Genomic DNA, 11,940 nt, shown 5'->3' on the forward strand with positions numbered 1-11,940 from the left:
GGAGGCAATTTCCTTCCGTGCAACGCAACCCAATGTTCATGTCTCGCGCGCTGCCTATTGCGTGGGGCGCGCTCATGAGAGGAAACAGTGTTATGGCATTTCGTCCACTGCACGACCGTGTCGTCGTTCGCCGCGTAGATTCTGAAGCAAAGACTGCTGGCGGCATCATCATTCCGGACACCGCTAAGGAAAAGCCGCAGGAAGGCGAAATCATCGCCATCGGCACCGGCGCCCGCAAGGACAACGGCGAGATCGTTCCGCTCGACGTCAAGGCTGGTGACCGCGTTCTGTTCGGCAAGTGGTCCGGCACCGAAGTCAAGATCGACGGTGAAGACCTCCTGATCATGAAGGAATCCGACATCATGGGCGTGATCGCGTAACCAGCCGCGAACCGCTTCTGATTTCAACCTGTTCCAAAAGAGTGAGACGATCACATGTCTGCTAAAGAAGTAAAATTCTCCTCCGACGCACGTGAGCGCATGCTGCGTGGTGTCGACACCCTCGCAAACGCCGTCAAGGTGACCCTCGGCCCGAAAGGCCGTAACGTCGTTCTCGACAAGGCTTTCGGCGCACCGCGCATCACCAAGGACGGTGTGTCTGTTGCCAAGGAAATCGAACTGGAAGACAAGTTCGAAAACATGGGCGCCCAGATGGTGCGCGAAGTGGCTTCCAAGACCAACGACATCGCTGGCGACGGCACCACCACCGCGACCGTTCTGGCTCAGGCCATCGTCAAGGAAGGCGCCAAGGCTGTTGCAGCCGGCATGAACCCGATGGACCTGAAGCGCGGCGTTGATCTTGCTGCTGCTGAAGCCGTCAAGGCTCTGACCGCTGCTTCCAAGACCATCACCACCTCTGGTGAAGTTGCACAGGTCGGCACGATCTCCGCTAACGGCGACGAGCAGGTCGGCAAGGACATTGCCGAAGCCATGCAGAAAGTCGGCAACGAAGGCGTGATCACCGTCGAGGAAGCAAAGTCCCTCGAAACCGAACTCGAAGTCGTTGAAGGCATGCAGTTCGACCGCGGCTACCTGTCTCCTTACTTCGTCACCAACGCTGACAAGATGATGGCTGACCTGGAAAAGCCGTACATCCTGCTGCACGAGAAGAAGCTTTCCAACCTGCAGGCCATGCTGCCGATCCTGGAAGCTGTTGTTCAGTCTTCCCGTCCGCTGCTGATCATTGCTGAAGACGTTGAAGGCGAAGCACTTGCCACCCTCGTCGTCAACAAGCTGCGTGGCGGCCTGAAGATTGCTGCTGTCAAGGCTCCGGGCTTCGGCGACCGCCGCAAGGCCATGCTGGAAGACATCGCGATCCTGACCGGCGGCACCGTTATCTCCGAAGATCTCGGCATCAAGCTGGAAAACGTGACCCTCGACATGCTCGGCACCGCCGAGAAGGTGTCCATCACCAAGGAAAACACCACCATCGTTGACGGTGCTGGCTCCAAGGACGACATCAACGGCCGCGTTTCCCAGATCAAGGCTCAGATCGAAGAAACCACTTCCGATTACGACCGTGAGAAGCTCCAGGAGCGTCTTGCAAAGCTCGCAGGCGGCGTTGCCGTTATCCGCGTTGGCGGTGCGACCGAAATCGAAGTGAAAGAGAAAAAAGACCGCGTCGACGACGCTCTGAACGCAACCCGCGCTGCCGTTGAAGAAGGCATCGTCCCGGGTGGCGGTACCGCTCTGCTGCGCGCCAAGAAGGCAGTCGAAGGCCTGGCCTCCGACAACGCCGACATCGCAGCTGGTATCAAGATCGTCCTGCGCGCTCTGGAAGCTCCGATCCGTCAGATCGCTGAAAACGCTGGTGTCGAAGGCTCCATCGTTGTTGGCAAGATCCAGGAAAACGACGATCCGTCCTTCGGCTTCAACGCTCAGACCGAACAGTTCGTCAACATGATCGAAGCTGGCATCATCGACCCGACCAAGGTTGTCCGTACTGCTCTGCAGGACGCAGCTTCCGTCGCTGGTCTGCTGATCACCACCGAAGCCATGGTTGCTGAACTGCCGAAGAAAGACGCTCCGGCAATGCCGGGCGGCGACATGGGCGGCATGGGCGGCATGGGCTTCTAAGAAGCCCAAAGCTCACAAGCTTTACAGAAAGGGCGGTCTTCGGACCGCCCTTTTTCTTGGCCACCCATCATCTCGCGCTTGTGCCACCTTGCGGCACGGGAGGCGGCAGTGGTTTTCAGAAAACTGAACAGCAGCTCAACCAAGCGGCGCACTTGCCCTTCTTGCTACCTCTGTGTTTTCATATCGGTCCAAGATAACCCTGCTCTTCGCGCATCCTTCAAATGTCCAGCCCAGCCAATGTCTTTCGAGAACTGCACGAGACCGGGTGCTTTATCGTGCCCAATCCGTGGGATGCCGTATCCGCCAGGCTGTTGGCGCACTGCGGCTTCAAGGCTCTGGCCACCACGTCGTCGGGATATGCCTTCACGACAGGCCGGCGCGATAGTTCCCGGCAAATTTCCAGGCAGGAAGCGATCGACCACGCATCGGCATTGTCCCGTACGACTGGCCTTCCCGTAACGCTGGACGGCGAAGACTGTTTTGCAGACACACCGGAAGGTGTCGCGGAGACGGTCGCACGTGCCGCGAAAGCCGGGCTTGCCGGCATCTCGATAGAAGATCGCGACACGTCCAACCCTGGTCGTATAAGACCATATTCCGAAGCTCTCGAGCGCGTTGACGCCGCTGTCTTGGAGGCCCGGAAATCCGGGATCGTCCTGACGGCTCGCGCCGATGGTCTCGGCAAGGGAGCCTATGACCTCGATGAGGTTCTTCGCCGTCTGTCCGCTTTTGCCGAAGCAGGGGCAGACGTCGTCTACGCCCCGGGCCTACCTGATCTTGAAGCCATACGGACGGTCTGCGCGTCGGTACCTGTTCCGGTCAACCATGTCATCGGGCAAGGTGCATCGGGCCTGTCCTTCGACCAACTCGCAGACGCTGGCGTTCGGCGGATCAGTCTTGGCGGATCATTTACCCGCGCGGCTCTCAGTGCGATCAATACACTGGGTCAAACCATCGCCGCGGGAGATTTTACCAGCCTTGATGCTGCTCCCACCTGGTCAAGGCTTTGTTAGATGCCAAAGCCCAACACCCGCCTCGCCCGGCGACAGATCAGGGCCGCAAGATTGACAACATACCAACTGGTCGGTATCTTTTGATTGCCTGGTGGCCGATCGGCAAGACCACTGGCTATGGCCACAGGCAAATCAGCCACGGCTGCACCTGAAATCGGCCTGAACACACCGCTGTTTCCAACTTCCGGTCAATAGAGGAACCACTATGCCACTGTCCCCGGGACTTCGTTTTCTGTCTGTACTTTGCGGTGTCGCAGCGGTGCTGTTGCCATCACTTGCTGCAAATGCAGGTGACGCCGCGACGGCTCTACCGGCAGGCAGTTACAAGATCGACAAATTCCATTCGACGCTCATATTCCGGGCAAATCACCTCGGCTTTTCGTACTACAGCGCGTCCTTTGCTGACTTTGACGCCGCGCTGGAACTCGATCCCGCTGATCCGGCTAACGCCAGCTTGAGCGTCGACATAAACGTCGCATCCCTGCATCTGACCGCAACGCCACCCGATGGCTTTCGCGACATGCTGCTTGGCCCGGACTGGCTGAATGCAGGAGATCACCCGAAGATCACCTATCGCTCGACCAGCATTGAACTGACCGGCGCTGAAACTGCCGTCGTGACAGGCGACCTGTCATTCAGGGGAGAAACGCGACCAGTTGAGCTCGACGTGCGTTTCAACGGCGGTTATCCGGGCCTGGCGGTTTACGACCCACAGGCTCGGATCGGATTTTCCGCAACAGGTACGCTGAGAAGGTCCGATTTCGGCATGTCCTACGGACTTCCGCCAGAAGGCTCCAACCTCGGGGTGGGGGATGATGTTGAGTTCGTGATCGAAACGGAGTTCAGCGGCCCACCACTGAAAGAGGCTGAAGCGCAGTAGTCCGGTCAGCATCCGTTCTTCATGCGTGACCGTTTCACACGGTTTTCGGAACCTTAGCCGCCTCTGACGGTTTTCTTCCTAGAATTGAACCATGGAGAGACCGATGGCACAGAGTATGCGACAGACTGCGTCAGACCAGTATGAGAATGCCGATCAACTCAACAGGACGATCGCCCAGGATGCCCAGACCGATCAGGAACTGGAATCCCAGGTTCCCCCGGTTTCCAGATATGGCACCATCTGGCGGGTCGCAGCGGTGATCATCCTGCTACTGGCATTGCTGACTTCGGTCGTCTTCCTGGCCTGATCGACACCGTTTCACGTTAGTCGCGCGAGGGAATGTTGACCGCCTTCTGGCTTGCCGGACGGCTCATGCAGGTGTCGACCCAGCGAACCACATTGGTGTGGGACGCGAAGTCGGTCACCTCGCCGGCCTCGTAGAAGCCGTTGAGATTTCGCGCCCAGGGCCAGCAGGCCATGTCTGCGATGGTATAGTCGCTCCCCATGATGAAATCGCGCCCATCCAGCTGCCGATCCAGAACGCCAAGCAGGCGTTTCGTCTCGTCCCGGTATCGCTCGAAAGGCCGACGGTCTTCATAGTCCCGGCCCGCGAACTTGTGGAAGAAGCCCAACTGACCCGCCATCGGGCCAAAGCCACCCATCTGCCACATCAGCCACTGCAGCGTTTCGGCGCGCCTTGCCGGCTCCTGCGGCAGGAACTTGCCCGACTTTTCCGCCAGATAAATCAGGATCGCGCCGGATTCCCACAAGGGCAGCGGCTCGCCGCCTGGGCCGTGCGGATCGATGATTGCCGGGATCTTGTTGTTGGGATTGAGCGACAGGAATTCCGGGCTCACCTGGTCATTGCTGCCGAAATCGACCACATGCGGCTCATATGGCAGACCCGTTTCTTCCAGCATCGCCGAAACCTTGATGCCGTTGGGCGTCGGCAGCGAATAGAGCTGAATACGATCGGCGTGTTTGGCAGGCCATTTGCGGGAGATCTCGAAGTCAGACAGATCGGTCATGGAGCCCTCTTTAGGGATTGCAGGTCCCGACCCCTGTCAGGATTACGCATAGATATAACGCAGCATCGCCCGGCGCAAACTCACAGTCCGCCGACAATGAGAGTTGGTGTTTCGCCGCCGCCGCAATATACCTGCCTCGACAGACATCGGGCGGGTGCCGAAAGAAGCCACATTGCCCCAGGACGACGCAGGAGACACCCATGGCGGACGACAAAGAAGCCCGAATCGAGAAGCTCGAGATCGATCTCGCTCATGCGCTCAACACCATTGATGAACTGAATACGGTCGTCTTCGATCAGGGACGCCAGCTGGACAGGCTCAACCGGCTCGTCACCAACATGACGGATCAGGTCACGGAACTGATGGAGAACGTTCTGCCCGGCCACCAGATCGAAAAGCCGCCGCATTACTGATCTTCGACGAAGGGCGCTACCTGATCGCGCTCTTGAGGCACACGTCCAGCCAGCCTTTGCGCGCAGGCATCCTCATTTGATCCAGGCCATGGCGTTCCTCGCTCGAAACGTTATTGTGGCGGCAGATCCGGCAAGGGTGTGCCATGCGCTTTTTAAAACTTTTGATATTTGTTCTGCTGATCGCGGGAGCCATCGCGGGCTCACTTTGGTGGTTCAAGAAACCGCCGGAAGTGCAGACAGTGATGCCGACGACCGGGCGGGCGGCCGAAGTGGTCTATGCCACCGCAGTCGTTGAACCCGTCCGATGGGCGAAGGTTACCAGCATCATCCGCGAGCGGATCGTCTCGCTGTGCGGCTGCGAGGGTGACCAGGTACAGAAAGGCGACCAGCTGGCGGAACTGGACAGCGGCGATGCCCGTGCGACGCTTGCCGAACTGGAAGCCCGCCAGGAGCTGGCACAATCCGACAAGGAACGTGCGCTGCAACTGCTGGAACGCCGCGTCGTCAGCCAGCAGGTTTACGACAAGGCCCAGAACGAACTGATCCGCATCAACGCCATCACCGCGGCCCAGAAGGAACGGCTGCGCGACTATGTCATCGTGGCCCCCATGGACGGCATGGTTCTGAGGGCGGACGGGTCGGTGGGGGAAGTTGCCGAACCCGGTGAAATTCTCTTCTGGATCGGTCAGCCTTCTCCCCTTCAACTGGTGGCGGAAGTCAACGAGGAGGATATTCCCAAGGTCGCCAAGGGTCACAAGGCCCTGATCCGTGCAGATGCCTTTCCAGGCAAGGAACTGACAGCGGAAGTTGCCAGCATCACTCCGAAAGGCGATCCGGTGCTGAAGAACTACCGGGTCTATCTCGATCTCCCGGAGGACACTCCGTTGCGCATCGGCATGACAGCCGAGATCAATATCGTCACCTCGGAGAAGGACGACGCGCTGCTTCTGCCGACCGCTGCCTTCGACGGCTCGAAACTGCTGACGCTGGATGGGGATAACAAAATCGTTCTGCTGGAGGTCGAAACCGGGATCAAGGGCACCCGCGCCACGGAAGTGCTGAAGGGGATCACCGGAGATAACCGGATCGTTTTTCCCTATAACCCGGATCTGGCAGAAGGACAGAAGGTCAGGCCGGTTCCCGGAGACGGCACATAATGCTTCTCCTGCGCATCGCCTCCACCCACATTCGCAACCGCTTGCGCCAGACCATCGTCTCGACGCTTGGCGTCGCACTCGGTGTCGGATTTTCGGTGGCGATGGCGAGCCTCATGGAAGGGTCTCAGCGGGATTTTACCGCAACACTGATCGACGCCATTCCCCATGTGGAGATCCTGGACGAGCAACGCGCACCGGCGGAACAACCGGCCAGTGCAGTCTATGACGCTGTCACCTATCATGGTCTCAGACCAAAGGAAGACCTTCGCGGTATCCGCAACCCGACCGAAGCGCTTGCCTCGTTACGCGACTGGGTGAACGGATCGATGGCGCAGCGCCTGAGCGGACAGGCGGTGCTACGGTATGCCGGACAGGACATCGGCATGACCCTGGTCGGTGTGGAACCAAAGCGCGAACTGACCGTCTCCATGATCGGCGAGGATATGCGCCAGGGCTCCTTCGAGGACCTGGATACGACGTCAAATGGCCTCGTTATCGGCGACAAGGCCGCGGAACGGCTGGGGGCGGACCTTGGCGATACCGTGACCCTGACATCCGCAAACGGTGTCGCCAAGCGCTTCAAGATCGTCGGCCTGTTCCACAGCGGCATCACCACCAGCGACGAGGGGCTTGCCTATGCGCCGCTGAAGGCCGTGCAGATCCTCCTGGAAAAACCGGATGTCATCAATTCGATCGCAATCCACCTCAATTCCATCGCCGAAGCCAACGCGGTTGCCGCACGGGCCGAGCAGCAGCTCGGCTACAAGGCGGTTTCCTGGGAAGAGGCCAACGAGGGGCTGATGGAAGCCTTCTTCGTGCGCAACGTGATCATGTACACGGTTGTCGGGGCCATTCTGGTGGTAGCCGGCTTCGGCATCTTCAACATCGTCTCGACGATCGTGCACGAAAAGGCGCGTGATATCGCGATCCTGAAGTCACTCGGATTTCCGGAAGTCGATATTCAGCAGATCTTCGTGCTTGAAGGGCTGGTGATCGGCATCCTGGGCGCTATTGCAGGTTCAGCGCTCGGCTTCGGACTGTCGAGCTATCTCGCGTCTGTCAAATTCGAATTCACCCAGGACGTGGAGATGACCCACCTGCCGATCTATTTTTCCGCCCTGCACTACATCATAGCCTGCCTGTTGGCGCTGTTTTCATCCGGGATCGCCGGCTACATTCCCGCCAGGAAAGCCGCCCGGCTCAATCCTGTCGACATAATCCGAGGGGCGACATGACCCCTTCCGCGGAAAAACAGACGGCTCCCGGCCACGTTCTGCTGGAAGCGAGCAACCTCACCCGCATCTTGCCAGCCATCGTGCCGGTGACACTGGTACAGGACGTCAGCTTTCAGGTTGGCGAGGCGGAGTTCGTTGCGATTACCGGTCCGTCCGGTTCCGGGAAATCATCGCTTTTGTATCTGCTTGGCCTTCTGGACAGGCCGACGTCCGGCGAGGTCCGGATAGACGGCCTTCCCACCCATGCGCTGACATCTGCCGAAATGGCGCATCTTCGCCTGGAAAAACTCGGCTTCGTCTTCCAGTTTCATTTCCTGCTGCCGGAATTTACCGCGCTGGAAAACGTGATGATCCCGATGCAGCGGCTCGGCAAACGCAGCCCCAAGGCTCAACTCGACCATGCGACGGAGCTTCTGGCGGCGCTGGGTCTGGAAGAGTTTCTTCACCGCCGCCCGGAGCAATTGTCCGGCGGGCAGCGACAGCGCGTCGCTGTCGCCCGGGCACTTGCCAATTCACCGCAGTTGATCCTTGCTGATGAGCCGACCGGCAGTCTCGACAGTGTATCGACGGAACAGGTGTTCGAAAGTCTTCAGGCCATTGTGAAGACCGAAAGGACCACCGTCGTCGCCGTTACCCATGATATCGATCTCGCCGACAGGATGGACCGGCGTATCCACCTGGTCGACGGCCGCATCGATTACGACCGGCACCACCAAAGGGAAGAAGCACCCAGCTTGGGCTCATAATTTTCGGCATGAGTAGCTGGCACCGGTTTCAGGCGACTTGAGGCTCATGCACCGGCTGGACTATCGCCAGCAGCATCAGGAGCGCAACAGGTATCGCAAGCGCCCAGAACCCCATGACGGTCATCAGGAAACTCGCCAGGAGGCCTCCGGCCGCGAAGGCCATCAGGACGAAGGCCTGGTGACGGATCCGGGAGCGGCTGTCGGGCCGCGTTTCGGGATGCGTGAAATAGTCGGCGATGCCGAGCACAAGCTTCAGCGTATTGCCGGTCATGATGGTCGTGGGAACATGCCTGTTGAGCAGGGTCAGCATGATGACGTTCTGCAACGACATGGCCACGGTGGAGAAGCCGACAGCCGTCAGAGTGACGGCGGACAACGGCCCTCCGGCTGACGGATCTCCAAGACCGGCGACAAACATGAAGCCCGCCACCAGCAAAGCTTCGAGCGCGAACAGATGCCGGACGGCAATCCTGTTTTTGCGCACCAGCGCAGTGACCGAAACGAACCAGAAGAGAGTTGAACCGAAGAATACCGCGAGCACGAAGACCTTCAGGGCCGCGTTTTGCCCCTGGTGAAACACCTCCGTGCACAAGACGACAAGCGTTCCGGTAATGAATGCCGTGAAGGTGTGAAACAGGCCGAGAATACAGACCACATCGATGAAGCAGGCACAAAAGGCGAGCAGGATCGGCACCAACGGCCGACTGTGATGCAACATGGATCGGTCCAATTGTGGAGCTCCCGAGCTAGTCCTTTGAGGAAGATGTGCCATGCACTGACTGACTTGCCAAGCCGGATTGGACATGGCATAAGCGCGCCATCATCAAGAGAAGGGCTGGCGCCCTCGCCAACCTGCCATTCCGGGCAAGGTGGTTTCCGCAACAGGGATGCGGCTGGTCAGACCCTCAACCGAGGCTTTCCGGCAACTAAGCGGTTAATTTGCATGCGCCAGTCCTCCTCGGGCAACCGATGGAGGATTTTTTGTCTCAGGACCCTTTTGCCGGACGTGCGGCAGATCTGATCGAGAACCATGTGGCGGCGAGCTCCAAGCTTGCCGGAACGGATATCTGGTGCCAGGCCGCTGAAGACTGCGTGCTGGCGCGGATCAAATCCCTGCGCATCCTGGGTGGCCTACCGCGGCACAAGGCGCCGCTGAGCCAGACCGCCCGCACCGAGCGTTTGAAAACACTGCTTCAACTGTGGGCGAACGGCTGCACCTGCGCTGTCGATGAAGACCTCTTTGCCGATATTCTCAACCGGCACGGACCCGTCAGGCACTGACAGGGCGTGCCCCCGTGTGGTGCACAACGTCTGCACTCTGCCAATTTGTTTGATACAGGCGTGCTGCAACAACTCGCCTCATCCTGAGGAAGGTCGAAGGCCTTTCTGGAAGGATGGGCCGCTTGCTCATCAGTATACCGCCCATCCTTCGAGGCAGCGCTGACGCGCTTCCCCAGGATGAGGTTTGTTATGAGTTTTTTTGGGGAACCAAGCCGGATGAGATCGCGACGCTCAGTCTCGCTTGGGGACCGGGCGCGGCTTGCCGCCGTCATCGACGGCCACCATGGTGAAGACCGCTTCGGTCACCTTTTCACGGTGGCCGTAGCGATGGCGCAGGGCCCAGGATTCAAGCTTGATTTCCATCGACGAATTGCCGACACGAAGGACTTCGGCATAAACGCACAGCACGTCGCCCACATGCACAGGCCGGATGAATTTCATCTTGTCGACCGCGATGGTCACGACACGTCCCTCGGCCCGTTGACCGGCTGCGATACCGCCTGCCAGGTCCATCTGCGACAACACCCAGCCCCCGAAAATATCTCCCGAGGCATTGGTATCGGCAGGCATTGCCATGGTGCGCAATGTCAGATCGCCTGTCGGCTTTTCGTCGTACACGCCTGAGCCCCTCCGCTGATTCTCGCAAGAAGACTAGGTCATCACCTGCAAGAATAGAAGTGGTTGATCGGAGGGCCTCAGAAGGAACTGCGGATCAAGTCCACCGTCAAAGGACAAACATCAGGATTGCCATGATCCACAACGGCATGGGGGCAGCGACCCAGATCAGCAGGATCGGCAGGCCGCGATGCAGAAGGTTGGAGGTATTCATTTCGGTTGCTTTCTAGCTGAAGGCCTGGATTTCAAGGACTGTCATCGCCGAAAGGGCGACGATGCCGGTGATGAAGGCCAGTTTCGCACTGCCGATGAGTGTGCGGCCGGCGACATCCAGTTTCGGCAGCGGCATGCCGCGCGAATCCAGATACATGGACAGAAGCATCAGCGAAAAGACGGTGAACCAGACGAACACCAGCACTTCCGCTATCAGGACAATCGTTACCAGCATGATCCGCTCCATTCAGAGGGTTGCGATGTCAGTTCGGCAGGCGGATTGGCTCCGGGGGTTCCGAAGGTGGCCAGCCACAGGCTCTGTGCGATGCGTTCGGCAATGGCCACAATCTCGTCTGCAAGGTCCGGCACGAACAATTCACGGATCACGGGCCGGAAGACACTGAGCCATTCGCCATAATCCGTGCTTACCAGCTCCTTCTGCTTCAGGTGAGCCGGCACGGGCTTGCCCTTGTAGGCGCCGTTCTTCATCAGGACGGATTGCCAGAAGGCTTCCATTTTCGGCAGGTGCTCTTCCCACCGGCCAGCCAGACGGCGCTCGAAGATGCCTCCGAGCCGTGGATGCTGGCGAATGCAGCCATAGAAGGTATGCACCATCACATGGATCGCCTGTTCATCGACCTTCTCGTAACGGCGGAGCCGGTCGCCCTGGACCGGCGTTTCGCGTCTCTTCAGCTTGTATCTGTTGGTACTGGAGTTAGGGGCTTCCATAGCCGCCTCCATAACATTCATTTAAGATGCATCTTTTAAATGGCACAGCAACCCGCTAAAATCAACATATAAGATGAATGTTTAAAGAGACCCAGCCATGCGCCTCAGTCAGGCCAGCGATTTTGCCTTGAGAATTCTGATGGCGACCGGCCAATCCGACGACCCGCAGACCGTCGACAAGCTTTCGCGGCAGCTTGGCCTTGCCAAATCACATGTCATGAAAATTGTCGCTCATCTCGCCAAGGGTGGCTATCTGGAGACGACGCGCGGGCGTGGCGGCGGGATACGGCTGGCGAAAACGCCGGACATGATCCGCCTGGGGGATGTCGTGCGGCTGATCGAGCCGGACCTTGGCGTCGTCGCCTGCCTGAAGCCCGAGCCCACAGTCTGCGCCTTCCTGCCCCGGTGTGCCCTGAAAGGCGCAATGGCGCGAGCCTCGGAAGCCTTTCTGGAAAGCCTCAATACCGAAACGCTGGCATCCATTCTGGCCGGAACACAGATGGCATTGCCGGTCGAAACCAGCGCCTGAGGCAACCCCGGCTGCAACGAGGCAGA

At 59.0% G+C, this 11,940-nt stretch carries 16 protein-coding genes and 1 riboswitch; of the genes, 11 read left to right on the plus strand and 5 right to left on the minus strand.

Going from position 1 to position 11,940, the window contains the following annotated elements:
* The first annotated feature begins 92 nt into the window (after positions 1-92).
* The 5 genes from groES to FIU93_RS00980 all read left to right on the plus strand — a co-directional run bounded on the left by groES (position 93) and on the right by FIU93_RS00980 (position 4,275).
* On the plus strand, positions 93-380 hold the full coding sequence (gene groES, locus FIU93_RS00960; protein WP_006935644.1) for a co-chaperone GroES: 288 nt from the start codon (positions 93-95) through the stop codon (positions 378-380).
* Between the two features lie 54 nt (positions 381-434).
* The gene (groL, locus tag FIU93_RS00965; protein ID WP_031269757.1) at positions 435-2,075 is read left to right on the plus strand and encodes a chaperonin GroEL; all 1,641 of its coding nucleotides are present in this window, start codon (positions 435-437) and stop codon (positions 2,073-2,075) included.
* Between the two features lie 221 nt (positions 2,076-2,296).
* Positions 2,297-3,088 (plus strand): isocitrate lyase/phosphoenolpyruvate mutase family protein, encoded by a 792-nt coding sequence (locus FIU93_RS00970; protein ID WP_152504601.1) that lies wholly within the window; start codon positions 2,297-2,299, stop codon positions 3,086-3,088.
* 205 nt (positions 3,089-3,293) lie between these two features.
* Entirely contained in the window at positions 3,294-3,968 is a 675-nt protein-coding gene (locus FIU93_RS00975; RefSeq protein ID WP_055657754.1) for a YceI family protein, read from the plus strand.
* Between the two features lie 103 nt (positions 3,969-4,071).
* Positions 4,072-4,275: a hypothetical protein gene (locus FIU93_RS00980; protein WP_023002073.1), complete on the plus strand. Its 204-nt coding sequence runs from the start codon at positions 4,072-4,074 to the stop codon at positions 4,273-4,275.
* Between the two features lie 16 nt (positions 4,276-4,291).
* Here FIU93_RS00980 and FIU93_RS00985 read toward each other — a convergent pair whose 3' ends face one another.
* Positions 4,292-4,996 carry a glutathione S-transferase N-terminal domain-containing protein gene (locus FIU93_RS00985; RefSeq protein ID WP_152504602.1) on the minus strand — a complete coding sequence of 235 codons (705 nt, stop codon included), beginning with the start codon at positions 4,994-4,996 and terminating at the stop codon, positions 4,292-4,294.
* Between the two features lie 200 nt (positions 4,997-5,196).
* Here FIU93_RS00985 and FIU93_RS00990 point away from each other — a divergent pair, with 200 nt between their 5' ends.
* The 4 genes from FIU93_RS00990 to FIU93_RS01005 all read left to right on the plus strand — a co-directional run bounded on the left by FIU93_RS00990 (position 5,197) and on the right by FIU93_RS01005 (position 8,547).
* A complete protein-coding gene (locus FIU93_RS00990; protein WP_023002075.1) occupies positions 5,197-5,409 on the plus strand; it encodes a SlyX family protein in 213 nt (70 codons plus the stop codon).
* A 143-nt stretch (positions 5,410-5,552) separates the two neighbouring features.
* Entirely contained in the window at positions 5,553-6,566 is a 1,014-nt protein-coding gene (locus FIU93_RS00995; RefSeq protein WP_152504603.1) for an efflux RND transporter periplasmic adaptor subunit, read from the plus strand.
* Positions 6,563-7,801, plus strand: coding sequence for an ABC transporter permease (locus FIU93_RS01000; protein WP_173017425.1), 1,239 nt, complete (start codon positions 6,563-6,565; stop codon positions 7,799-7,801). Before FIU93_RS00995 ends, FIU93_RS01000 begins: the two co-directional genes overlap by 4 nt.
* Positions 7,798-8,547 carry an ABC transporter ATP-binding protein gene (locus FIU93_RS01005; RefSeq protein WP_152504605.1) on the plus strand — a complete coding sequence of 250 codons (750 nt, stop codon included), beginning with the start codon at positions 7,798-7,800 and terminating at the stop codon, positions 8,545-8,547. Before FIU93_RS01000 ends, FIU93_RS01005 begins: the two co-directional genes overlap by 4 nt.
* 28 nt (positions 8,548-8,575) lie before the next feature.
* Here the strand turns inward: FIU93_RS01005 and FIU93_RS01010 are convergent, their stop codons facing one another.
* Positions 8,576-9,265 carry a YoaK family protein gene (locus FIU93_RS01010; protein WP_158514212.1) on the minus strand — a complete coding sequence of 230 codons (690 nt, stop codon included), beginning with the start codon at positions 9,263-9,265 and terminating at the stop codon, positions 8,576-8,578.
* 97 nt (positions 9,266-9,362) lie between these two features.
* A riboswitch (SAM-I-IV-variant riboswitch) is annotated at positions 9,363-9,487 on the plus strand.
* A gap of 41 nt (positions 9,488-9,528) precedes the next feature.
* Between FIU93_RS01010 and FIU93_RS01015 the strand changes: the two genes are divergently transcribed.
* A complete protein-coding gene (locus FIU93_RS01015) occupies positions 9,529-9,828 on the plus strand; it encodes a hypothetical protein (protein ID WP_139314296.1) in 300 nt (99 codons plus the stop codon).
* A 231-nt stretch (positions 9,829-10,059) separates the two neighbouring features.
* Here FIU93_RS01015 and FIU93_RS01020 read toward each other — a convergent pair whose 3' ends face one another.
* The 3 genes from FIU93_RS01020 to FIU93_RS01030 form a co-directional block, all read right to left on the minus strand.
* Positions 10,060-10,404, minus strand: coding sequence for an acyl-CoA thioesterase (locus FIU93_RS01020; RefSeq protein ID WP_051990218.1), 345 nt, complete (start codon positions 10,402-10,404; stop codon positions 10,060-10,062).
* Between the two features lie 265 nt (positions 10,405-10,669).
* On the minus strand, positions 10,670-10,891 hold the full coding sequence (locus tag FIU93_RS01025) for a hypothetical protein (RefSeq protein WP_031269763.1): 222 nt from the start codon (positions 10,889-10,891) through the stop codon (positions 10,670-10,672).
* The gene (locus tag FIU93_RS01030; RefSeq protein ID WP_209010261.1) at positions 10,882-11,385 is read right to left on the minus strand and encodes a group III truncated hemoglobin; all 504 of its coding nucleotides are present in this window, start codon (positions 11,383-11,385) and stop codon (positions 10,882-10,884) included. The genes FIU93_RS01025 and FIU93_RS01030 overlap by 10 nt, the downstream gene beginning before the upstream one ends.
* Positions 11,386-11,482: 97 nt before the next feature.
* Between FIU93_RS01030 and FIU93_RS01035 the strand changes: the two genes are divergently transcribed.
* Positions 11,483-11,914, plus strand: coding sequence for an Rrf2 family transcriptional regulator (locus FIU93_RS01035; protein WP_075284384.1), 432 nt, complete (start codon positions 11,483-11,485; stop codon positions 11,912-11,914).
* The last annotated feature ends 26 nt before the right edge of the window (positions 11,915-11,940 follow it).

This window comes from Labrenzia sp. THAF35, from assembly GCF_009363595.1.
Taxonomy (GTDB): Bacteria; Pseudomonadota; Alphaproteobacteria; order Rhizobiales; family Stappiaceae; genus Roseibium; species Roseibium algicola.

Coding starts and splice junctions, on each gene's coding strand:
- groES (WP_006935644.1), top strand. CDS start 93: ATGGCATTTCGTCCACTGCACGACCGTGTCGTCGTTCGCCGCGTAGAT.
- groL (WP_031269757.1), top strand. CDS start 435: ATGTCTGCTAAAGAAGTAAAATTCTCCTCCGACGCACGTGAGCGCATG.
- FIU93_RS00970 (WP_152504601.1), top strand. CDS start 2,297: ATGTCCAGCCCAGCCAATGTCTTTCGAGAACTGCACGAGACCGGGTGC.
- FIU93_RS00975 (WP_055657754.1), top strand. CDS start 3,294: ATGCCACTGTCCCCGGGACTTCGTTTTCTGTCTGTACTTTGCGGTGTC.
- FIU93_RS00980 (WP_023002073.1), top strand. CDS start 4,072: ATGGCACAGAGTATGCGACAGACTGCGTCAGACCAGTATGAGAATGCC.
- FIU93_RS00985 (WP_152504602.1), bottom strand. CDS start 4,996: ATGACCGATCTGTCTGACTTCGAGATCTCCCGCAAATGGCCTGCCAAA.
- FIU93_RS00990 (WP_023002075.1), top strand. CDS start 5,197: ATGGCGGACGACAAAGAAGCCCGAATCGAGAAGCTCGAGATCGATCTC.
- FIU93_RS00995 (WP_152504603.1), top strand. CDS start 5,553: ATGCGCTTTTTAAAACTTTTGATATTTGTTCTGCTGATCGCGGGAGCC.
- FIU93_RS01005 (WP_152504605.1), top strand. CDS start 7,798: ATGACCCCTTCCGCGGAAAAACAGACGGCTCCCGGCCACGTTCTGCTG.
- FIU93_RS01010 (WP_158514212.1), bottom strand. CDS start 9,265: ATGTTGCATCACAGTCGGCCGTTGGTGCCGATCCTGCTCGCCTTTTGT.
- FIU93_RS01020 (WP_051990218.1), bottom strand. CDS start 10,404: ATGGCAATGCCTGCCGATACCAATGCCTCGGGAGATATTTTCGGGGGC.
- FIU93_RS01025 (WP_031269763.1), bottom strand. CDS start 10,891: ATGCTGGTAACGATTGTCCTGATAGCGGAAGTGCTGGTGTTCGTCTGG.
- FIU93_RS01030 (WP_209010261.1), bottom strand. CDS start 11,385: ATGGAAGCCCCTAACTCCAGTACCAACAGATACAAGCTGAAGAGACGC.
- FIU93_RS01035 (WP_075284384.1), top strand. CDS start 11,483: ATGCGCCTCAGTCAGGCCAGCGATTTTGCCTTGAGAATTCTGATGGCG.